The organism is Candidatus Mycolicibacterium alkanivorans (genome assembly GCF_022760805.1).
GTDB lineage: Bacteria > Actinomycetota > Actinomycetes > Mycobacteriales > Mycobacteriaceae > Mycobacterium > Mycobacterium alkanivorans.
Genome location: NZ_JAIVFL010000001.1, coordinates 3929035 through 3950053, shown reverse-complemented (window position 1 = coordinate 3950053; position 21019 = coordinate 3929035). Strand labels below are relative to the sequence as shown.

General features: G+C 68.6%; 23 protein-coding genes and 1 pseudogene. 17 read left to right on the top strand and 7 right to left on the bottom strand.

Features of this window, described 5'->3' with window-relative positions:
* Positions 1 to 13: 13 nt before the first annotated feature.
* Both K9U37_RS19300 and K9U37_RS19295 read right to left on the bottom strand, forming a co-directional pair.
* A complete protein-coding gene (locus tag K9U37_RS19300; RefSeq protein ID WP_243073069.1) occupies positions 14 to 1054 on the bottom strand; it encodes an LLM class F420-dependent oxidoreductase in 1041 nt (346 codons plus the stop codon).
* A gap of 49 nt (positions 1055 to 1103) precedes the next feature.
* Positions 1104 to 1955, bottom strand: a complete 852-nt coding sequence (locus K9U37_RS19295) for a dienelactone hydrolase family protein (RefSeq protein WP_243073068.1) — start codon at positions 1953 to 1955, stop codon at positions 1104 to 1106.
* Between the two features lie 54 nt (positions 1956 to 2009).
* Here K9U37_RS19295 and glmS point away from each other — a divergent pair, with 54 nt between their 5' ends.
* Positions 2010 to 3878: a glutamine--fructose-6-phosphate transaminase (isomerizing) gene (gene glmS / locus K9U37_RS19290; protein WP_243073067.1), complete on the top strand. Its 1869-nt coding sequence runs from the start codon at positions 2010 to 2012 to the stop codon at positions 3876 to 3878.
* A gap of 7 nt (positions 3879 to 3885) precedes the next feature.
* Here glmS and K9U37_RS19285 read toward each other — a convergent pair whose 3' ends face one another.
* The 3 genes from K9U37_RS19285 to K9U37_RS19275 all read right to left on the bottom strand — a co-directional run bounded on the left by K9U37_RS19285 (position 3886) and on the right by K9U37_RS19275 (position 5689).
* Positions 3886 to 4554: a peroxiredoxin-like family protein gene (locus tag K9U37_RS19285; protein ID WP_243073066.1), complete on the bottom strand. Its 669-nt coding sequence runs from the start codon at positions 4552 to 4554 to the stop codon at positions 3886 to 3888.
* A gap of 67 nt (positions 4555 to 4621) precedes the next feature.
* On the bottom strand, positions 4622 to 5293 hold the full coding sequence (locus K9U37_RS19280) for a TetR/AcrR family transcriptional regulator (protein WP_243073065.1): 672 nt from the start codon (positions 5291 to 5293) through the stop codon (positions 4622 to 4624).
* Positions 5294 to 5311: 18 nt separating this feature from the next.
* Positions 5312 to 5689, bottom strand: coding sequence for a nuclear transport factor 2 family protein (locus K9U37_RS19275; protein ID WP_243073064.1), 378 nt, complete (start codon positions 5687 to 5689; stop codon positions 5312 to 5314).
* Between the two features lie 62 nt (positions 5690 to 5751).
* Between K9U37_RS19275 and K9U37_RS19270 the strand changes: the two genes are divergently transcribed.
* The 13 genes and pseudogenes from K9U37_RS19270 to K9U37_RS20635 all read left to right on the top strand — a co-directional run.
* Positions 5752 to 7173 (top strand): NAD(P)H-hydrate dehydratase, encoded by a 1422-nt coding sequence (locus K9U37_RS19270; RefSeq protein WP_243073063.1) that lies wholly within the window; start codon positions 5752 to 5754, stop codon positions 7171 to 7173.
* A gap of 14 nt (positions 7174 to 7187) precedes the next feature.
* Positions 7188 to 8567, top strand: a complete 1380-nt coding sequence (gene gad / locus K9U37_RS19265) for a glutamate decarboxylase (RefSeq protein WP_243073062.1) — start codon at positions 7188 to 7190, stop codon at positions 8565 to 8567.
* Positions 8568 to 8851: 284 nt separating this feature from the next.
* Entirely contained in the window at positions 8852 to 10039 is a 1188-nt protein-coding gene (gene alr, locus K9U37_RS19260) for an alanine racemase (RefSeq protein ID WP_243073061.1), read from the top strand.
* 133 nt (positions 10040 to 10172) lie between these two features.
* Positions 10173 to 11237 (top strand): alpha/beta fold hydrolase, encoded by a 1065-nt coding sequence (locus tag K9U37_RS19255; protein ID WP_243073476.1) that lies wholly within the window; start codon positions 10173 to 10175, stop codon positions 11235 to 11237.
* The gene (gene tsaE / locus K9U37_RS19250) at positions 11230 to 11703 is read left to right on the top strand and encodes a tRNA (adenosine(37)-N6)-threonylcarbamoyltransferase complex ATPase subunit type 1 TsaE (RefSeq protein WP_243073060.1); all 474 of its coding nucleotides are present in this window, start codon (positions 11230 to 11232) and stop codon (positions 11701 to 11703) included. The genes K9U37_RS19255 and tsaE overlap by 8 nt, the downstream gene beginning before the upstream one ends.
* Positions 11700 to 12350: a tRNA (adenosine(37)-N6)-threonylcarbamoyltransferase complex dimerization subunit type 1 TsaB gene (tsaB, locus tag K9U37_RS19245; protein WP_243073059.1), complete on the top strand. Its 651-nt coding sequence runs from the start codon at positions 11700 to 11702 to the stop codon at positions 12348 to 12350. Before tsaE ends, tsaB begins: the two co-directional genes overlap by 4 nt.
* Positions 12347 to 12802: a ribosomal protein S18-alanine N-acetyltransferase gene (gene rimI / locus K9U37_RS19240; RefSeq protein WP_243073058.1), complete on the top strand. Its 456-nt coding sequence runs from the start codon at positions 12347 to 12349 to the stop codon at positions 12800 to 12802. Before tsaB ends, rimI begins: the two co-directional genes overlap by 4 nt.
* On the top strand, positions 12799 to 13821 hold the full coding sequence (tsaD, locus tag K9U37_RS19235) for a tRNA (adenosine(37)-N6)-threonylcarbamoyltransferase complex transferase subunit TsaD (RefSeq protein WP_243073057.1): 1023 nt from the start codon (positions 12799 to 12801) through the stop codon (positions 13819 to 13821). The genes rimI and tsaD overlap by 4 nt, the downstream gene beginning before the upstream one ends.
* Before the next feature lie 241 nt (positions 13822 to 14062).
* Positions 14063 to 14365, top strand: coding sequence for a co-chaperone GroES (gene groES / locus K9U37_RS19230; RefSeq protein ID WP_243073056.1), 303 nt, complete (start codon positions 14063 to 14065; stop codon positions 14363 to 14365).
* 86 nt (positions 14366 to 14451) lie between these two features.
* Entirely contained in the window at positions 14452 to 16083 is a 1632-nt protein-coding gene (gene groL / locus K9U37_RS19225) for a chaperonin GroEL (protein WP_243073055.1), read from the top strand.
* A 203-nt stretch (positions 16084 to 16286) separates the two neighbouring features.
* Positions 16287 to 16625, top strand: a complete 339-nt coding sequence (locus tag K9U37_RS19220; protein WP_243073054.1) for a hypothetical protein — start codon at positions 16287 to 16289, stop codon at positions 16623 to 16625.
* A gap of 51 nt (positions 16626 to 16676) precedes the next feature.
* Positions 16677 to 16928 carry a hypothetical protein gene (locus tag K9U37_RS19215; RefSeq protein ID WP_243073053.1) on the top strand — a complete coding sequence of 84 codons (252 nt, stop codon included), beginning with the start codon at positions 16677 to 16679 and terminating at the stop codon, positions 16926 to 16928.
* A gap of 27 nt (positions 16929 to 16955) precedes the next feature.
* Positions 16956 to 17057, top strand: a pseudogene (locus K9U37_RS20635) (glycoside hydrolase); the annotation flags it as partial.
* A gap of 80 nt (positions 17058 to 17137) precedes the next feature.
* On the opposite strand, the gene K9U37_RS19210 reads toward K9U37_RS20635, so the two are convergent.
* Positions 17138 to 17428 (bottom strand): WhiB family transcriptional regulator, encoded by a 291-nt coding sequence (locus K9U37_RS19210; protein ID WP_243073052.1) that lies wholly within the window; start codon positions 17426 to 17428, stop codon positions 17138 to 17140.
* Between the two features lie 378 nt (positions 17429 to 17806).
* Between K9U37_RS19210 and K9U37_RS19205 the strand changes: the two genes are divergently transcribed.
* The 3 genes from K9U37_RS19205 to K9U37_RS19195 all read left to right on the top strand — a co-directional run bounded on the left by K9U37_RS19205 (position 17807) and on the right by K9U37_RS19195 (position 20573).
* Complete coding sequence (locus K9U37_RS19205; protein WP_243073051.1) at positions 17807 to 18604, top strand: hypothetical protein; 798 nt, start codon at positions 17807 to 17809, stop codon at positions 18602 to 18604.
* A gap of 87 nt (positions 18605 to 18691) precedes the next feature.
* Positions 18692 to 19273, top strand: coding sequence for a sigma-70 family RNA polymerase sigma factor (locus K9U37_RS19200; RefSeq protein ID WP_243073050.1), 582 nt, complete (start codon positions 18692 to 18694; stop codon positions 19271 to 19273).
* A complete protein-coding gene (locus tag K9U37_RS19195) occupies positions 19266 to 20573 on the top strand; it encodes an anti-sigma-D factor RsdA (RefSeq protein WP_243073049.1) in 1308 nt (435 codons plus the stop codon). The genes K9U37_RS19200 and K9U37_RS19195 overlap by 8 nt, the downstream gene beginning before the upstream one ends.
* A 2-nt stretch (positions 20574 to 20575) precedes the next feature.
* Here the strand turns inward: K9U37_RS19195 and K9U37_RS19190 are convergent, their stop codons facing one another.
* Positions 20576 to 20980, bottom strand: a complete 405-nt coding sequence (locus K9U37_RS19190; RefSeq protein WP_243073048.1) for a DUF5319 domain-containing protein — start codon at positions 20978 to 20980, stop codon at positions 20576 to 20578.
* Between the last annotated feature and the right edge of the window lie 39 nt (positions 20981 to 21019).

Below are 21019 nucleotides of genomic sequence, written 5' to 3'. Positions count from 1 at the left end.
ACGCCACCGGTGATCAGGGCAGCAGCTGCTGCAATTCCTCGACGTAGCTGACGTATTCGGCGCCGTCGGCGGTGACCGGGGTGGCCAGCAGGGTGGTGACGCCGGCCTCCGCGAACGCGGCAATGCGCTCCCTGACGTAGCCACGCGGGCCGATCAGCGAGACCTGGCGAACCAGTTCGTCGGGCACTGCGGCGACGGCCTCGGCCTTGCGCCCGGACAGGAACAGGTCCTGGATGTGGTCGGCCACCTCGCCGTACCCGTAACGGGTGGCCAGCCTGTGGTAGAAGTTCTGTCCCTTGGCGCCCATTCCGCCGATGTACAGGGCCAGATGGGGTTTGGTCCAGTTCAGCCGGTCCGCCACGTCGTCACCGACCGCCAAGGACACGCCCACCATGACGTCGAGTTCACCGAGCATCTTGTCGCGCTTGGCCTTTCCGGCCCGTAGCGCATCGCCCCAAACGTCGTCGGCCTTTTCCGGGTGGAAGAACACCGGCTGCCAGCCCTCGGCGATCTCGGCAGTCAGCTCGACGTTCTTGGGGCCCAGTGCAGCGATGTGGATCGGAATCCGTTCCCGCACCGGATGATTGATGAGCTGCAGCGGCTTTCCCAGGCCAGTGCCGCGGTCGGCGGGCAGCGGGATCTGGTAGCCCTTGCCCTGGTGCTGCACGCGCTCCCGGCGCCACACCTGGCGGCAGATGTCGACCACCTCGCGGGTGCGGCCCAGCGGGGCGTCGAAGGGCACGCCGTGAAAGCCCTCGACGACCTGTGGCCCCGAGGTGCCGATACCCAGGTTGAAGCGGCCGTCGGAGACGTAGTCCAGGCCCGCAGCGGTCATGGCGAGCAGGCTGGGGGTGCGGGTGTAGATCGGCACGACACCCGTGCCCAGTTCGATGGTCGAGGTCTTGGCTGCCAGGTAGCCGAGTTGGCTGACGGCGTCGAAGGAGTAGGCCTCGGCCACCAGGGCGATGTCCACGCCCACCTTCTCCAACACCACGATGTGCTCGACGGCCTCGCGGAAGCCAGCCGAATAATCCAGAAACACGCCGGTACGCATCACCGAGTTATATCACCAACCGGTTGGTTGGGGACGCGTGGGTGGTCGGCTACTTGAGGAGGGCGACGATCCGGTCCTCGGGCGTCACCGGTTCGGCCGCCGGATCGGGCTTCTCGGTGTTGGGCAGCACCACTTCGGGGTCGGCGAACTCCTGGTAGGCCTTGTCGCCGGTGAGGTGGAACAGCAGGAAGCCGGTGAGCAGCGCCCGCACCGTCTTCTGGGTGCGCCGGTCCGAACCGGGCACGCCCAGGACCCGGGTGAAGTGCCGCTTCTCGGCCAGCCCGGCCGACTTGCCCTTGCGGACGATGTGCAGGACGGCCCCGGGCCACGCCTCGGCGAGGTCCTGGGCGTCGGTCCGCAGCGACTGCGGGTCATCCGGCGAGCTGAGCACCAGGCCAGGAATCTTCAGGGCCGCTGCGGGCTGCTGAGCAGCAGGTTTGGTCACTGACGGGAACAATGCCGCGACCGCCTTGGGGGCCGTCTTCCCGGCCCCGGACATCCCGGCCGCGGCGAATACCGCCGCCGATCCGCCGAAACCGTGCCCGGCCACCCCCAGTTTGGTCGGGTGGACGCTGATCTTGCCCGGGCCCAGCCGCACCCCGGTGATGATGTCCAGCGTCGTGCCCAGGTCGAATGCCAGGTTCAGCACCGAGGGGGCGGGTCCGCGCTCGGTGTTGGGGGCCGCCGCGACGATGCCCCACGACGCCAGGTGCTGCAGGGTCTTCTCGTAACGATCGACCGATGTGAGCCAATCGTGCCCGAAGGCCACGCCGGGCAGATTGAAGCCGGAGGCAGGGGTGTAGACGGTGCCGGGAAGGCCGGCAAATGCCAGGTCACCGCGCAACACCTGATGCGGGCCGCGGCGGGTGAGCGCCGCGAAGAGCTTCCGGGTCCGGGCCACCCCATGACCGTAGCGGACGCCCCGGCCACCGGTGCTGCACTACCCTGGGTACACATGTGCGGAATCGTGGCCTACGTCGGGCATCGTCCTGCCCGAGACGTGGTGGTCGACGCACTGCGCCGGATGGAGTACCGCGGCTACGACTCCTCCGGCCTGGCTCTGCTCGACGGTGCGGGCGGTCTGATCGTGCGCCGGCGCGCGGGCCGGCTGACCAATCTCGAGGAGGCGCTGGCCGAGACCGACGCCGCCGCACTCGCCGGAACCGCAGGCCTGGGCCACACCCGGTGGGCCACCCACGGCCGGCCCACCGACCGCAACGCCCACCCGCATCGCGACGCCGCCGGCAAGTTCGCCGTCGTCCACAACGGGATCATCGAGAACTTCGCGACTCTGCGCCACGAGCTGGAAGCCGTCGGTGTGGAGTTCGCCAGCGACACCGACACCGAGGTGGCCGTCCACCTGGTCGCCCACGCGTACCACGAGGGGCCCACCGCAGGTGATTTCGTCGCGTCGGTGCTGTCGGTACTGCGCCGGCTGGAGGGCCACTTCACCCTGGTCTTCGGCAATGCCGACAACCCGGGCACGATCGTGGCTGCGCGCCGGTCCACCCCGCTGGTGGTCGGCATCGGCCAGGACGAGATGTTCGTCGGCTCCGATGTCGCGGCCTTCATCGAATACACCCGCGACGCCGTGGAGCTCGGCCAGGATCAGGCCGTCGTCATCACCGCCGACGGCTACCGGATCACCGACTTCGACGGCAACGACGACGCCGCCAACGCCCGGGTGTTCCACATCGACTGGGACCTGTCGGCCGCCGAGAAGGGCGGCTACGACTACTTCATGTTCAAGGAGATCGCCGAGCAGCCGGCGGCGGTCGCCGACACGCTGCTGGGCCATTTCGTTGACGGCCGCATCGTTCTCGACGAGCAGCGGCTGAGTGATCAGGAGCTGCGCGAGGTCGACAAGGTCTTCATCGTGGCCTGCGGCACCGCCTTCCACTCCGGGCTGCTGGCCAAATACGCCATCGAGCACTGGACCCGGCTGCCCGTCGAGGTCGAGCTGGCCAGCGAGTTCCGCTACCGCGACCCGGTGCTCGACCGCGGCACGCTGGTGATTGCGATCTCGCAGTCCGGCGAGACCGCCGACACCCTGGAAGCCGTCCGGCACGCCAAGGCCCAGAAGGCCAAGGTGCTGGCCATCTGCAACACCAACGGCAGCCAGATCCCGCGCGAGGCCGACGCCGTCCTGTACACCCGCGCCGGCCCCGAGATCGGGGTGGCGGCCACCAAGACGTTCCTGGCCCAGATCGCCGCCAACTACCTCGTCGGCCTGGCGCTGGCACAGGCCCGCGGCACCAAGTACCCCGACGAGGTCGAGCGTGAGTACGGCGAGCTGGAGTCGATGCCCGACCTGGTGGCCCGGGTACTCGAGCATCTCGACCCGATCATCAAACTGGGCCAGCAGTTCGCCCAGTCGACGACGGTGCTGTTCCTGGGCCGCCACGTCGGCTACCCGGTGGCCCTGGAGGGTGCGCTCAAGCTCAAGGAACTGGCCTACATGCACGCCGAGGGCTTCGCCGCCGGCGAGCTCAAGCACGGGCCGATCGCGCTCATCGACGAAGGTCTGCCGGTCATCGTGGTGATGCCCTCGCCCAAGAACGCCGCCACGCTGCACGCCAAGCTGCTGAGCAACATCCGCGAGATCCAGGCCCGCGGCGCGATCACCATCGTGATCGCCGAGGAGGGCGACGACACCGTGCGCCCCTACGCCGACCACATCTTCGAAATTCCCGCGGTGTCAACGCTTTTCCAGCCGCTGCTGTCCACGGTCCCGCTGCAGGTGTTCGCTGCCGCGGTGGCCCGGGCCCGCGGCTACGACGTCGACAAGCCGCGCAACCTGGCCAAGTCCGTCACCGTCGAATAGGCGACGGTCAGCCCAGTCGGCCGACGGCGGCCAGAATCTGTGCAACCTCGGTGCGGGTGGTGTAGTCGGGGTGGATGTCGCTCCATGCGATGACGCCCTCACGGTCGACCACCAAGACAGTCGGCATCGGCAGCTCGTAGCCGCCGTCGGCGTTGGCCTCCCGCAGATCGATACCGAGCTGCTGGGTCAGCGACCGCGACGCCTCCGACGGTGTGATGACGATGCCGAGCACGGAGGCGATCTGATTGCCGGGGTCGGATACCACGTCGAAGGTCAGTGCGTTGGCTTCCGCGGTCGACAACGAGCCGTCGGGCTTTTGCGGACTGATGGCGATCAGCGGGATACCCTGCTCGGCGAGTACCGGGACCAGCTGGTCCTGGTAGGCCTTCAGTGCCAGATTGCAGTACGGGCACCACGCGCCACGGTAGAAGACCACGACCGCCGGGCGGTTTACGCGCAGAGTGCCGATCCTGGTCGGATTCCCTCGTGCATCAAGCAGTTCAGGGTCGGGTAGCAGGGTTCCGGGCCGGGCTGCACCGGGCGCTACGCCCGCGTCGACCATTCGCTTCTGGTCGGCGGTGAACACCTCGATGGCCTCGGCGGGCAAATGGCCCGCCATACCCTCCTGCAGTTGGGCGACCTGGGTGGCGATCGTGTCGGGTTCGGTGGTGGACACGCTGACTCCCCTCGTTGGTTCATGGCCGATGGTGGCGAGTAAAAAATGGAGTGTCAATACCAAAAATTTAGCGTCGCCGAACGGCCTTGTCAGCCGCCTCGGTTAAGTGCGCACTGATCTGGGCGATCACGGTGTCCATCGCCGCCGTCAACGCAGCGGTGTCCCGGTTGACCTGACTGAGCAACAGCCCGCCCTGGGTGGCGGCGAGTAACGCCAGCGCCAGACGATCTGTGTCGGTGCCCGCGGTGAACTGACCGGCGGCAGCCATCGACGCCAGACCGTCGCGCAACATGCGGTCCCACGCGGCGAACCAGCGCGCCAGCTGGGCTCGGGCCAGGGCGTCTGTTTCCGACAGATCCGCGGCGAGCGAGCCCAGCGGGCATCCGCCGACACAGTTCTGAGCTGTGCGGATGCCAACCACGAGATCGCGCCAGCGCCACAGGTCATCGACGCATGTCAGCCGGTCCAGGCCCAAATGTTGGACGTCGAGCACCCGCTGGCCCTGCAGTTCGATGACGGCGGCCACCAGGGCGCCCTTGTCGGCGAAGTAGTGGTACAGCTGCGACGAGCTGATTCCGGCCGCGGCCTGAATGTCTTCGATCGTGGTCCGCGCCACGCCGCGTTCCTGCATCAGGTTGGCGGCCACCGCGACGATCCGATCGCGGGTCTGGATGCCCTTGGGAGTCAGCCTATGGCCGTTGACCGCCGCAGCCGTGGGGGTCAGATCTGGTTCAGTCACTCCAAAATGGTAGCGGGGTCATCCAGTTACGGCGGTCTGCTGATACAACACCAGCCGCCACGTGCCATCGACGCGCTGATACACCGACGACATCGCTCCGACGAACGGTTCTTCGGCACCGTCGCGTTCGGCGGTGCCGACATACACCAGCGCCGCGGTGTCGGGGCCGGCCGGGATGACTCGCGGGTCGGACAGGCCGAAGCGCTGCCACGGCGGTGCCTGACCGAGCGCGGCGGTGACCGCGGCCCGGTCCATCACCGTACCGTTGGCCAGCACCATCACCGCGTCGTCGGTCATCAACTCGCCGTAGAAGCGGTCGCCGGTGGACTCACACAACGCCCACCAGCCCGCGCGTTCGATGGCGAGAAGTTCAACGAGTAACTGCTGATCGGTCATGCGGGTGAATACCCGCGCCGAGTCGGCTGCTATCACCGCTGCAGCACGTAACCTTGGTGCCGATGCGGCACTACTACACCGCCGACGCGATCCGCGCCGCCGAGGCGCCCTTGTTGGCCAGCCTGCCCGATGGCGTGCTGATGCGTCGTGCCGCCTACGGTTTGGCCGCCGCGATCGCGCGGGAGTTGCGCAGCCGCACCGGTGCCATCGCGGGCCGTCAGGTCTGCGCCGTCGTCGGCTCCGGTGACAACGGCGGTGACGCGCTGTGGGCGGCGACCTTCCTGCGCCGCCGCGGCGCAACGGCCACCGCCGTGCTGCTCAACCCCGAGCACACCCACGCCAAGGCCCTCGCCGCATTCCGCGCCGCGGGCGGCCGGGTGGTGCAGGCGGTGCCGCCGGGTACCAATCTGGTGATCGACGGGGTTGTCGGCATCTCCGGCACCGGCCCGCTGCGCCCCGCGGCCGCCGACGTGTTCGCCGCGGTCGAGGCGAGCGGGATTCCGGTGGTGGCCGTCGACGTCCCCAGCGGCATCGACGTGCACACCGGTGCCGTCACCGGCCCGGCCGTGCGCGCCGCGCTGACCGTCACCTTCGGCGGGCTGAAACCCGTACACGCACTGGCCGACTGCGGCCGAGTCGAACTCGTCGACATCGGGCTGGACCTGCCCGCCACCGATGTGGTCGGCTTCCAGGCCGCCGACGTCAAGGCCCGCTGGCCGGTGCCGCGTGCGCATGACGACAAATTCACCCAGGGCGTCACCGGAATCCTGGCCGGTTCCTCGACCTATCCCGGCGCCGCGATCCTGTGCACCGGGGCCGCGGTGGCGGCAACCTCGGGGATGAAGCGCTACGCCGGATCCGCGGCGGCCGAGGTGGTGTCGCACTGGCCGGAGGTGGTTGCCGCACCCAGCGCGTCGGCCGCCGGGCGGGTGCAGGCCTGGGTGGTCGGGCCCGGCCTGGGCTCCGACGAAAACGCAGTGACCGCATTGACATTCGCGCTCAACACCGACCTGCCGGTGATCGTCGACGCCGACGCCCTGACGATCCTGGCGGCCCATCCACACCTGGTGTCCGGGCGTGACGCGCCGACCGTCGTGACGCCGCACGCCGGCGAGTTCGCCCGGCTGGCCGGCGCGCCGCCCGGACCGGACCGGATCGCCGCGACCCGGCGGCTGGCCGACGGGCTGGGCGCCACCGTCCTTCTCAAAGGCAACGTCACCGTCATCGCCGATCCGGACGGACCCGTCTACCTCAACCCTGCGGGAGGATCCTGGGCCGCCACCGCCGGGTCCGGGGATGTGCTGTCCGGCATGATCGGCGCACTGCTGGCCGCCGGGCTGCCGCCGATCGAGGCCGCGGCCGCCGCGGCCTTCGTGCACGCCCGCGCCGCCAACGCCTCGGCGGCCGATCCCGGCCCCGCATCCGTACCCACCTCGGCGTCGCGCATCCTGGCCCACATCCGTTCAGCCGTTGCAGCACTCTAGAGAGAGAAGGAAGCATGCCGCACGTCAAGTACCGCTCCCCGTCGATCGCGCCTGCCTACACGGGGCGGTTGTCCACCGACCCGATCCCGTCGTTGCGGTTACCCGACGAGTCGATGGAACCGGCTGCGGCCTACCGGTTCGTCCACGACGAGCTGATGCTCGACGGCAGTTCCCGGCTCAACCTCGCGACGTTCGTGACGACGTGGATGGACCCGGAGGCCGAGAAGCTGATGGCCGAGACGTTCGACAAGAACATGATCGACAAGGACGAGTATCCGGCGACTGCGGCGATCGAATCACGTTGTGTATCAATGGTTGCCGACCTTTTTCATGCCGAGAACCTGCGCGACGACGACTCCTCCAGCGCGGTCGGGGTGTCGACCATCGGCTCCTCGGAGGCGGTGATGCTCGGCGGCCTGGCGCTGAAGTGGAGATGGAAGCAGCGCGTCGGGGACGAGTGGAAGACCCGCACCCCCAACCTGGTGATGGGCGCCAACGTGCAGGTGGTGTGGGAGAAGTTCTGCCGCTACTTCGAGGTCGAGCCGCGCTACCTCCCGATGGCCGAGGACCGCTACGTCATCACCCCCGAGCAGGTGCTGGAGCACGTCGACGAAGACACCATCGGTGTGGTGGCCATCCTGGGCACGACCTACACCGGTGAACTCGAGCCCATCGCCGAGATCTGCGCCGCCCTGGACACTCTGGCGGCGGAGCAGGATCTCGACATCCCGGTGCACGTCGATGCGGCCAGCGGAGGGTTCGTGGTGCCGTTCCTGCACCCGGGCCTGGTGTGGGATTTCCGGTTACCGCGGGTGGCCTCGATCAACGTCAGCGGCCACAAGTACGGCCTGACCTACCCCGGCATCGGGTTCGTGGTGTGGCGCAACGCCGATCACCTGCCCGAGGAGCTGGTCTTCCGGGTCAACTACCTTGGCGGTGACATGCCGACGTTCACGCTGAACTTCTCCCGGCCGGGCAATCAGGTGGTGGGGCAGTACTACAACTTCCTTCGCCTTGGCCGCGCGGGCTATACCTATGTGATGCAATGCCTTTCGGGCACCGCGCGGTGGCTGTCCGATCGGCTGGCCAACTGCCAGCACTTCACGGTGATCTCCGACGGGTCGGCGATCCCGGTGGTGGCGTTCAAGCTGTCCGGCGACTTCGGCTACACCGAGTTCGACGTGTCCAACGCGCTGCGCTCCTACGGCTGGCAGGTGCCCGCCTACACCATGCCCGACGGGGCCGAGGACGTGTCGGTGCTACGAGTGGTGGTGCGCGAAGGCTTCTCCGCCGACCTGGCCCGCTCGCTGTGGGAAGACCTCAACGCGGTGCTGGGCCACCTGGATGCGATCAAGCCCGGCGGCCACTTCGACGAGCAGCACTTCGCGCACTAGTGTCCTGCGCCTGAAGTTCGTTACATAATTGTAATGGATATGGACCGGAGGGGTTCCGCGGCCTAGATCTCGCCGCCGACCCCAGATGGTCGATACCGGCATGAGCCATATCGGCTTTCGCTGCGTGAAACGCTAGGGGACCTGCCACCTCAGCGGGCAGCTTGTCGCCAGGTGTGCGAGCCGGGCCGCGACGATGAGTTTCTCCAAGCCAGGCGGCGATGCGGGCATGGGCGGCCCGGTTGGGTGGTTATCGGCCCGGTTCTGGGACAATTGGCGGCGGTGACATGGACATGCACACAACTTCGCTGACCCCATCGACGCGATCTCAGGTTTCCGGCGCAGGTGCGGAGGCACTCGTCGATCTCGGGGCGATCGTCGACAACGTGCGGGTTCTGCGCGAGCGCGCGGGATCCGCACAGGTGATGGCCGTCGTAAAAGCCGACGCCTACGGGCACGGCGCCCCGCAGGTGGCGCGCGCCGCGGTGGCGGCAGGCGCCGCCGAACTCGGCGTCGCCACCATCGACGAGGCGCTGGCGCTGCGGCGTTCGGGCATCACCGCCCCGGTGCTGTCCTGGCTGCACCCGCCGGGCACCGACTTCGCGCCCGCGCTGACCGCCGATGTGCAGATCGGGGTGTCGTCGGCTCGCCAGGTCGTCGACCTCCTCGACGCCGTCGAGCGCACCGGGCGCACCGCCGAGGTCACCGTCAAGGTGGACACCGGGCTCAACCGCAGCGGAGTGAGCCCGGCGGACTATCCCGCGGTGCTCACCGCGCTGCGGCGCGCCGCGGCCGCCGACGCTATCCGGATCCGCGGCATCATGTCGCACCTGGCCAGTGGTGACGTTCCGGACGATCCGCTCAACGACCTTCAGGCCCAGCGGTTCACCGACATGATCGCAGAGGCCCGCAGCCGCGGCATCGGGTTCGAGGTGGCCCACCTGTCGAACTCTCCATCGGCACTGACGCGTCCCGACCTGGGCTTCGACATGGTCCGCCCCGGTATCGCCGTCTACGGTCTCAGCCCGATCCCCGAGCAGGGTGACATGGGGCTGCGTCCGGCGATGACGCTGAAATGCACTGTGGCGATGGTGAAGCCGGTCAAGGCGGGCGAAGGAGTGTCCTACGGGCACACCTGGGTCGCCGAGGAGGACACCAACCTGGCGCTGCTGCCGATCGGTTACGCCGACGGCGTCTACCGCACCCTCGGCGGCCGCATCGACGTGCTGATCAACGGCCGGCTGCGCCGCAACGTGGGCCGCATCTGCATGGACCAGCTCGTGGTCAACCTGGGCCCGGGAACCCCCGACGTCGCCGAGGGTGACGAAGCGATCCTGTTCGGCCCCGGCACATCCGGTGAGTCCACCGCCCAGGACTGGGCCGACCTGCTCGGCACCATCCACTACGAGGTCCTCACCAGTCCGCGCGGCCGGGTCGTGCGGACCTACCGGGGGGTCGACGCCGGTGGCCGGTGACTCAGGAGCGGCGCCGAAACCCGAGCGCGCCAATGGGATCGACGAACGGCTCGCCCGCAGTGCCGAGAAGAGCGCCGCACGGCTGGCTCGCAAGGCCGACCACCCGGGCCTCGGCGTCGGCAAGAAGGCCGGACTGCTTGCCGGGGTGGCCGGCCTCAGTGCTGTCGGGACCGCCGCCGGAGTGTCGGCCGCCCGGGCGCTCCGGCACCGGAGCTTCATCCGGGACGCCTACGCCGGCGAGGATTTCGCGCTGCTGGAAGCCGACCGCGGATGTGTGGTGACCACCGCTGACGGCGTGCCCCTGGTTGTTCGCGAGGTCGGCCCCGTCACAGCGCCGCTGACCGTCGTCTTCGCCCACGGCTTCTGCCTGCGGATGGGATCGTTTCACTTCCAGCGCGCGGCGCTCGCCGAGAGGTGGGGCGATCAGGTACGGATGGTGTTCTACGACCAGCGCGGCCACGGCCAGTCCGGTGCGGCCCCGGTCGACACCTATACCGTCACGCAGCTGGGTCAGGATCTGGAAATCATTCTGCAGGTGATGGTTCCACGCGGACCGGTGGTTCTCATCGGCCATTCGATGGGCGGCATGACGGTGCTCTCGCATGCTCGCCAGTTCCCGCAGCACTACGGTCGTCGCATCGTCGGTGCGGCGCTGATCTCTTCGGCCGCGGAGGGTCTGTCGCGCTCACCGCTCGGTGAGATCCTGCAGAACCCGGCGCTGGAGGCGGTGCGCTTTGCCGCGCGGTACGCGCCCAGGATGGTGCACCGCACCCGCGGGGCCGCCCGCGCGGTGCTGCGGCCCATCCTGCGGACCGCCTCCTTCGGCGACGACAACGTGAGTCCCAGCGTTGTGGCGTTCTCCGAAGCCATGATTCACGACACACCCATCGCCACTCTGGTGGAGTTCCTGCATGCGCTGGAGGTGCACGACGAAAGCGCCGCCCTGCCGGTGCTGGCCCCTGTCCCCACGATGATCGCCTGCGGCGACCACGACGTGCTCACCCCGGTTAAGCACTCCGAGGAGATGGCCGCGGTCCTGCCCGACACCGAGCTGGTGATCGTTTCCGGTGCCGGCCATCTGGTGCAGCTCGAACGGCCCGACATCATCAACGACGCGCTGGTGCGTCTGGTCGAACGGGCGACACCGTCGAAGCTGGTCGCCTTCGCCCGCCGCCTGAAGGACCGGGCAGGTGGCTAGTACCCGGGCGAAGAGCGGCACCGTCGAGTTGCCGACACTCGACGACACCATTGCGTGGGGCGCGCGGCTGGGTGAGCAGTTGCGCGCCGGCGACGTCGTGGTGCTCTCCGGCCCACTCGGTGCCGGAAAGACCGCTCTGGCAAAGGGAATCGCGGTCGGCCTGGACGTCGAGGGCCCGATCAACTCACCGACTTTCGTGCTCGCCCGGGTACACCGTGCGCGCCGGCCCGGCCACCCGGCGATGGTCCACGCGGACTTCTACCGACTGCTCGACACCGACGGCGCTGACCTGCTGGGCGAACTGGACTCCCTGGACCTCGATGCCGATCTCGACGACGCGGTGGTGGTGGTCGAGTGGGGCGAGGGTCTTGCCGAGCGCCTCTCGCAGAACCACCTCGACATCGCACTGCACCGCAGCGCCGACAGCGACGTGCGCACAGCGACATGGCGGTGGCACCGCGGATGAAGCGCACCGTCCTGGCGATCGACACGGCCACCGCGGCGGTCACCGCGGCGGTGGTGGCCCATGACAGCCGGGCGCGCAATCATGTTCTAGCGCAACGGATCACCATCAACGGCCGCGCCCACGCCGAAATGCTCACGCCCAACGTGGTGGCCTCGATCGCCGGGGCGGGCCTGACCATGGGTGATCTGGATGCGGTCGTCGTGGGATGCGGTCCGGGACCGTTCACCGGCCTGCGGGTCGGGATGGCATCCGCCGCCGCCTACGGACATGCGCTGGGTGTGCCGGTGTACGGGGTGTGCACTCTGGACGCGATCGGCGTCGGGAGTCGCGGCGAGGTGCTGGTGGTGACCGACGCCCGGCGCCGCGAGGTGTACTGGGCGCGCTACCGCGACGGCGTGCGCATCGAGGGACCCGAGGTGAATGCGCCGGCCGACGTGCCGGTCGGCACGGCCGAGGCGGTGGCCGGATCACCGGATCATGCGGCCTGGTTCGACCTGCCACGCATCGATGTGGCGTACCCCACCCCGGTGGGTTTGGTTGCCGCCGTGGCCGATTGGCCCGCCGAGCCGGGCCCGCTGGTGCCGCTGTATCTGCGGCGCCCCGACGCCAGGACGCTGGCCGAGCGCGGGATAACGGTGCCGCGATGAACGTCGGCTACGGGCCGCTGCGCAAGACTGACGCCGCTCGCTGTGCGGAGTTGGAGATGATGCTGTTCGAGGGTGACGACCCCTGGCCGGAGTTTTCCTTCGTCCGTGAGCTGGCCGCCCCGCACAACCGCTACGTCGCGGCCCGGGTGGATGACAAACTCGTCGGTTATGCCGGCATCTCACGGCTGGGCCGGGTGCCGCCGTTCGAGTACGAGATCCACACCATCGGCGTCGATCCCGCCTATCAGGGCAAGGGGATCGGCCGGCGCATGATGACCGAACTGCTCGGCGAAGTTGGTCCGGGTTCGGTGGTCTACCTGGAGGTGCGCACCGACAACGAGCCGGCGATCGCGCTCTACACCAGCCTCGGTTTCGACAAGATCGGCGTGCGCAAGCGCTACTACCAGGTCAGCGGCGCCGATGCCTACACGATGCGGCGGGATGCGCAATGAAGGTTCTGGCCATCGAAAGTTCCTGTGATGAAACCGGAGTCGGTATCGCCAGTCTCGGTGCCGACGGGACGGTGACGCTGCTGGCCGACGAGGTCGCCTCCAGCGTCGACGAACACGCCCGCTACGGCGGGGTGGTCCCCGAGATCGCCTCGCGGGCCCACCTCGAAGCACTCGGCCCGACCATGCGGCGCGCGCTGGCCACGGCCGGCATCGACAAACCCGATGTCGTCGCCGCCACCATCGGACCGGGACTGGCCGGGGCGTTGCTCGTCGGTGTCGCCGCCGCAAAGGCCTACGCCGCGGCCTGGGATGTGCCGTTCTATGCCGTCAACCACCTCGGGGGGCACCTGGCCGCCGACGTCTACGACCACGGTCCGCTGCCCGAGAGTGTCGGCCTGCTGGTCTCAGGCGGGCACACCCACCTGCTGTACGTGCGTTCGCTGGGCGAGCCCATCGAGGAACTCGGCAGCACCGTCGACGACGCGGCGGGGGAGGCCTACGACAAGGTGGCCCGACTGCTGGGCCTCGGCTACCCCGGCGGCAAGGCCCTCGACGACCTGGCGCGCACCGGTGACCCGGCGGCCGTCGTGTTCCCGCGCGGCATGACCGGCCCGCGCGACGAGCGGTTCGCGTTCAGCTTCTCCGGGCTCAAGACGGCGGTCGCACGATACGTCGAGAGCCATCCGGACTACCACGCGGCAGATGTGGCGGCCGGATTCCAGGAGGCTGTCGCCGACGTGCTGACCGCCAAGGCGGTGCGGGCGGCCGTCGAGATGGAGGTGAGCACCCTGCTCATCGCCGGCGGCGTGGCGGCCAACACGCGCCTGCGCGAGTTGGCCGAAGAGCGTTGCGCCGCCGCCGGATTGACGCTACGAATCCCGCGGCCGCGGCTGTGCACCGACAATGGGGCGATGATGGCCTCCTTCGCCGCGCATCTGATCGCCGCCGGGGCGGCCCCCTCGCCGCTGGACGTGCCAACCGACCCGGGTCTGCCCGTCATCGCCGGGCAGGTGGCATGAGCGACTGATCGATGCCGGCGACTTCGACGGCGCGGGACGGCTGCTGGTGCGTGCCTCCTTCGGCGGCGCCCTTGAGTGTTAGCACTCTCACGTATAGAGTGCTAGGTGGCACGCGGACGATCCCCTGCGCCGGCACCCGCGACGACGGTGCAAAGGCTCGAATGTATGCCGAACACCTGGTTGAACGACAGGTCCGGGGAAAAGCCCCGGACCCGCACCCCTAACAGTGGAGGGCTCCATCGTGGCGAGCGTGAACATCAAGCCACTCGAGGACAAGATCCTCGTACAGGCCAACGAGGCCGAGACGACCACCGCGTCGGGTCTGGTCATCCCGGACACCGCCAAGGAGAAGCCGCAGGAAGGCACCGTCGTCGCCGTCGGCCCCGGCCGGTGGGACGAGGATGGCGAGAAGCGGATCCCGCTGGATGTCCACGAAGGCGACACCGTCATCTACAGCAAGTACGGCGGCACCGAGATCAAGTACGACGGCGAGGAGTACCTGATCCTGTCGGCCCGCGACGTGCTGGCGGTCGTCAACAAGTAGCACCCGTGAACCGCCCCGGAAATCCCGCGCTCGTCGCGGACGGTTTCCGGGGCGGACCGCGCTGAAGCGAGAGTCAGGCAATACATATGAGCAAACTGATTGAATTCGACGAAACCGCCCGCCGCGCAATGGAAGCCGGCGTGGACAAGCTCGCCGGTGCCGTCCGGGTCACACTGGGTCCGCGCGGCCGCCACGTGGTCCTCGCGAAAGCCTTCGGCGGTCCGACCGTCACCAACGACGGCGTGACCATCGCCCGTGAGATCGACCTCGAGGATCCGTTCGAGAACCTCGGCGCCCAATTGGTCAAGTCGGTGGCGACCAAGACCAACGACGTCGCCGGCGACGGCACCACCACCGCCACCGTGCTGGCGCAGGCGCTGATCAAGCACGGCCTGCGCAACGTCGCCGCAGGCGCCAACCCCATCGCGCTGGGATCAGGCATCGCCCGAGCGGCCGACGCCGTCTCCGAGGCGCTGCTGGCTGCGGCCACCCCGGTGTCGGGCAAGACCGGCATCGGCCAGGTCGCCACCGTTTCCTCGCGTGACGAGGAAGTCGGCGAGATGGTCGGCGAGGCCATGACCCGAGTCGGCGCCGACGGTGTGGTCACCGTCGAGGAGTCCTCGACGATGAACACCGAACTGGAGGTCACCGAGGGCATCGGCTTCGACAAGGGCTTCATCTCGGCCTACTTCGTCACCGACTTCGACTCGCAGGAAGCCATCCTGGAGGACGCGCTGGTGCTGTTGCACCGGGACAAGATCAGCTCGCTGCCCGACCTGCTGCCGCTGCTGGAGAAGGTGGCCCAGGCCGGCAAGCCGCTGCTGATCGTAGCCGAGGACGTCGAGGGCGAACCGCTGTCGACCCTGGTGGTCAACGCCATCCGCAAGACGCTGAAGGCCGTTGCGGTCAAGGCGCCGTTCTTCGGTGACCGCCGCAAGGCGTTCCTCGACGATCTGGCGGTCGTGACCGGCGGTCAGGTGGTCAACCCCGATGTCGGCCTGGCGCTGCGCGAGGTCGGCTTGGAGGTGCTGGGCACGGCGCGTCGCGTGGTGGTCAGCAAGGACGACACCGTCATCGTCGACGGCGGCGGCACGCACGAGGACATCGCCAACCGGGTCAAGCAGCTCAAGGGCGAGATCGAGGCCTCCGACTCCGACTGGGACCGCGAGAAGCTGCAGGAACGGCTGGCCAAGCTGGCCGGCGGCGTCGCCGTCATCAAGGTCGGTGCGGCCACCGAGACTGCGCTCAAGACGCGTAAGGCCTCGGTTGAGGACGCCGTGCACGCGGCCAAGGCGGCCGTCGAGGAGGGCATTGTCGCCGGCGGCGGCAGCGCCTTGGTGCAGGCGCGCAAGGCCCTCGAGCCGCTGCGCGCGTCGGTGTCGGGAGACGAGGCCCTCGGGGTCGACGTGTTCTCCTCGGCGCTGTCGGCCCCGCTGTTCTGGATCGCCACCAACGCCGGTCTCGATGGGGCTGTCGTGGTCAACAAGGTCAGTGGACTCCCGGCGGGGCACGGCTTCAACGCCGCGACGCTGACCTATGGTGACCTGATCGCCGACGGTGTCATCGACCCGGTCAAGGTGACCCGCTCGGCGGTGGTCAACGCCGCGTCGGTGGCACGGATGATCCTCACCACCGAGACCGCGATCGTCGAGAAGCCGGTCGATTTCGACGAGCACGCCGGCCACGGCCACGGCCATGGCCACGGGCACGCCCACTAGGTAGCAGTTGCGGCCTCGAATGTGGGGCTTATGCAGGTGATTTCGTCGAGTCTCCTGCATAAGCCCCACGTTCGGCATTCAGTGCTCGGGTGAGGTGCAGCTCAAGAAGGGACCATCGGCCCTATGGGGGCGCGACGTCGGAGCGCATCCTGATGGCGAGTCGCTCGAGGCTCGTTTCTGCACTCAATCCTTCAGGAGTGATCATGGCGGAGGGGACCGAGAAGAATTCGCCTGCCGAGCGTGCGTCCGACCTGGCGCAACGGGCAGCAGGCTTGTCTGACGAAGTGCTCAAATCGGTTGAATCCGGACAACGGAGCGCGATCGATGCCGTACGCAAATTCGTTGGCGCCGTGGAAGAGTCGTTGCCGGGGCATGACGACGATCACCCGTCGAGACGCGAGACCATCGTTGAGGCCGCGCTCGATATGGCCGACAAACTCGTCAAGACCCAGTTCGACTTCATCCGAAGCGTCGTCAGCAGCGCGAGTGAGACGCTGAAAAAGCAGGGTGGCGAGAAATCAGGTGCTGATGAGCCGTCGTGACAGCGGGCTCACCGAGCGTACCTGAGGCCTACACGGTCGCGACGAGGAGGTATGCCTCCAACACGTCTGCGTTACGCGGCGGCGGGGCTCGTTGCCTCGTTGGCCGCCTTCGTGTTTGCGTCCCCCGCCGGCGCCGACCCGGTGAACCCAATTCCCGGAGAAGGCTTCTTTCTCGTCGGGTCAGACATCTCGCCGGGCCTGTACAACACGGGCGGCACGGCCTCGACCTTCGGGGTCTGGATCAATTCGACGGTCAAGGCGTTCGAGTCGCACAACTGTCAACCGTGGACCCGGGTCACCTGAGCGTCGAGGCGGCTAGTTGACGATGCTGCGCTGGCGAACGCCAAACGCTGGGGAGTGCTGCACGTGATCTGGCGCCACGGATTCCGTGATGCTGGCGATCCAGCGCCTGCCGGTGCCGGTGACCGCGGTCATGCGCCCGCTCGACTGGGCAGGGCAATAAAAGTGGCCCATCCGAGTCCGGACGGGCCACTTTCAACGTTAGCTGACGGTCAGGCGGTGCGGCGGATCCCGCGCTTGAGCAACAGCTCGCGCTCGGACTCGGACAGCCCGCCCCAGATTCCGTAGGGCTCACCGACGGTCAGTGCGTGCGAACGGCACTGGGCGATCACCGGACAGCTCCGGCACATCTCCTTGGCGCGCATCTCCCGCTGTGCCCGGGCGCGGCCGCGTTCACCGTCGGGGTGGAAGAACATCGACGAGTCGACACCTCGGCAAAGGCCTTGGATTTGCCAATCCCAGACGTCTGCGTTTGGTCCGGGCAGCTGCTGCGGCTGTGGCATTGGAAAACCCCTCTCCCCGCGCATCTTTCGAACGCGTGAGTTGTGGAACCGGTCCGAGCACTGTCGCCGATGACTACTCGTGCCCACAAAATTAGGGGTGGCCTGTGAAGCGCGTCAATAGCCGCGCCCTGTGCGCAATCGCATAACTGCAGCTTGAGAATTTACGTCACGTTCATCATTGCGCCCCCCCGCCGCCGGCTGAGGTGCTATGCGATCCGGCGCCGACGTGAAACTTCCGTGATTTACCCAGGATGGCCTGGGCGTCGTCAGCGCTCGATTGCCTAGCGCGCAATAGGTCGTTGACACGGCCGTAACGTGACGACCACTAACTGTTAACTGACGAATTTGTTCGGCGGTGTTGATAGCGTCGCCGGACATATGGCGACCACCACGCTAACCGCTGCCGCGTTCGGCGGCGACCCGGGCCGCTGGCCGCTGCCCGCCGCACACACGCCCGAACAGCTGTGGCTGCGGGCGGTGGCCGCCGGCGGTCAGGGGCGCTACAGCAGCGCCCGCGTCGACCTCGCGGCGATGCGGCGGCTGCAGCCGTCCGGTGCGCGGGCGTCGTTAGCTCTGAGCACTGCGGCGTCCTTTCTGCGGCAACTGGGCGGTCACCGGCTGGCACGCGGCTGGGACGGGCGCGCATTGGCGTTGGCTCCGGCTCCCGGTGAGGCGATGGTCGACGCGCTCGTCGGTCTGGCGGCCGACGCACTGGGCATCGGCCGGCTGGCGGCCGCGGCCCGGTTGCTCGGTCTCGCCGCCGACGTCCTCGGCGACACCGACGCGCCGGCGCCCCGGCTGGCGATCCGGCAGGCGTGGGTCAGCGCCGAGCTGGCGATGGCCGGCGGCCAGGGGGAGAGCGCGCTGAACCATGCCCGGCGCGGGGTGGAACTCGCCGAGGCGGCGCTGCCGGAGCTGCGACGGCACCGGGTCAAAAGTGACGTGGTGCTAGCGGCCGCGCTGTGCAGCGCGGGGTCGCCGGGGCGCTCGCGGGAGGTTGCCGACGCCGCCCTGGCCGACACCCAGACCTACGGTCTTGTGCCCCTGCGGTGGGCGCTGGCATGTCTACTGTTCGATATCGGAAGTGCAACGCTTACATCACCGCAAGTCTCGGCGATCCGGGACGAATGCGCCGCGGCCATTACACGGCGCGGCGGGCAGTGGTGCCGCGGCTAGCGCCCGGTCGCCCGGATGGGCCGATATTGTCTAGCTGAATGGCTGCCAGGTAGCGCCCAGTTCGTAACGTTGGAGATATCGCCGTCGATGACAATTCCAGGAGAACGTCTCGACGCCGCCGTTGCGGAAGCTGTGGCCGGCAGTCGCGATGCGCTCCGGGAAGTGGTGGAGACCATCCGCCCCATCGTGGTCCGTTACATCCGGGCCCGCCTGGGGGCCACGGAGCGGGTAGGCCTCTCAGCCGATGACGTCGCACAGGAGGTTTGCTTGGCCGCCATTCAGGCGCTGCCGCGCTACCAGGATCAGGGTCGCCCCTTCCTGGCCTTCGTGTACGGCATCGCTGCGCACAAGGTCGCAGACGCTCACCGCGCCGCGGCCCGTAACCGATCCGATCCCACCGATGTGGTGCCGGAGCGGTACTCGCTGGACGCGGGTCCTGAACAGATGGCCATGCAGGCCGACACCTCGGCGCGGATGAACAAGCTGCTATCCGTGCTGCCCGACAAACAGCGCGACATCCTGATCCTGCGCATTGTCGTGGGCCTGTCCGCTGAGGAGACCGCCGACGCCGTCGGCAGCACACCGGGCGCGGTCCGGGTCGCGCAGCACCGCGCCCTGGCCAAACTCAAGTCCGAGATCACCGCGGCAGGTGGGCAGGACTATGCCTGACTTCGGACGCAACTCCCGTAACGACGAATCGTCGTTGGACGCCATCGTCCGCAGCGACCAGTTGATCGACGCGCTGGCCACCGGCGCTCCGGTGGCCCCGCAGGATCGCGCCGACGCCATGCTGGCTTCCATGCTCGGCGGGTGGCGCGACGAGATGCGCTGGCCGCCGGCCACCGGCTTGATCACCGAGCGGGACGCGGTCACCGCGCTGCGCGCGGGCGTGGCCGAGAAGCAGAAGCACACCACCGTGCGCGGCCGTCGCGGCCTGAGTCTCGTCGGCGCGGCCGCCGCAGGTGTGCTGGCGATCGGCGGGTTCGGCGCGGTCGTGGCCGGGGCGGGTCCCGGTGACGCGCTCTACGGCCTGCGCACGATGCTCTTCGGTGCACCCAAGCAGGTCCGCGATGACCAGATCGCGCTCGCCGCGCAGACCCAGCTGACCCAGGTGCAGGACCTCATCGCCAAGGGGGACTGGCAGCAGGCGCAGGACAAGCTGGTCGCGGTGAGCACCCAGGTGGACGGCCTCGCCGACCCACAGCAGAAGCAGCAGCTGCTCGATCAGTGGAATCAGTTGTCCGCCAAGGTCGTTCAGAAGGATCCGGAAGCGACGGTGCCGCCCGGCATCACCTACACGGTGCCGCCGTCGGCCACCGAGCTGGTTCCTGCCGTCGTCACCCCGAGCGAAGGTCCCGGCGTCCCACCAACGAGCGTGCCCGGTCTGCCGCCCATCACGATCTCCACGACTCCGTCGGACGGTTCGACGACGGTGCCAACCTCGCCCACTGAGCAGACGCAGCCGCCGACCACCACCACGGCGGCCCCGACCACGACGCAGGCCCCGTCGAGCACGTCTTCGGCGCCCACGACATCGTCGACGCCGACGCCCACCTCGACAACGGCGGCCACGACCACTACCGGCACTACGCCGACGAGCACCACTACGCCGACGAGCACCACTACGCCGACGAGCACCACTACGCCGACGAGCACCACTACGCCGACGAGCACCACTACGCCGACGAGCACCACTACGCCGACGAGCACCACTACGCCGACGAGCACCACTACGCCGACGAGCACCACCACGACCACCACGGCCGCGCCGGCCACCACCACCTCCAGTGCAGCGGCCTCGGCACCGCCGTCGGCGCCTGCGGTCGCATTCGTTCCGGCTCCCGCGCCCGCCACTGCGCCCACTGCCGTCGCGACCGTGCCGTCACCAGCGGAGGCGCCAACGGCGCCTCCGCAAATCGTGATCACCACCACAGCGATGCCGCTGCTACCGCGGCTCGGCGGAAACTGAGGTCAGCGATGCCCCTCGTAATCGGACGTCGCCTCGTTGAGTGAGGCGTCGGCGTATCCGCGGCAGTAGTCCCACGTCACGTAGGCATCCGGCTCCGGATCGTAGGCCGGCTCGTGCGGGCGCACGGTGCCGTCGACCAGAAGTTGAAGAAGGTTGGCGCGCAACATATCCCAGTCGTGGTAATGATCCTGCTGGCATTCGTCGCAGCACACCACCAGGCCACGCACCCCGCGGTGCGCCAGCAGCGCCTCGTAGACCGCGAGGTCGGCGAGATCGGCTTCGACCGCGGCGCGCTCCTGGGGGTCCAGCGGCTGACCAGGCTCCAGAGCATCAAGGGCAGCCGACGGATCGTAGGGGTCGTCGGCGAACGGGTCTGGCGGCAGGCCTGGTGGAAAGTGGTCGCGCACGCCTCCACACTAGCCAGCGACGCGGGTATCGCGCCAGGG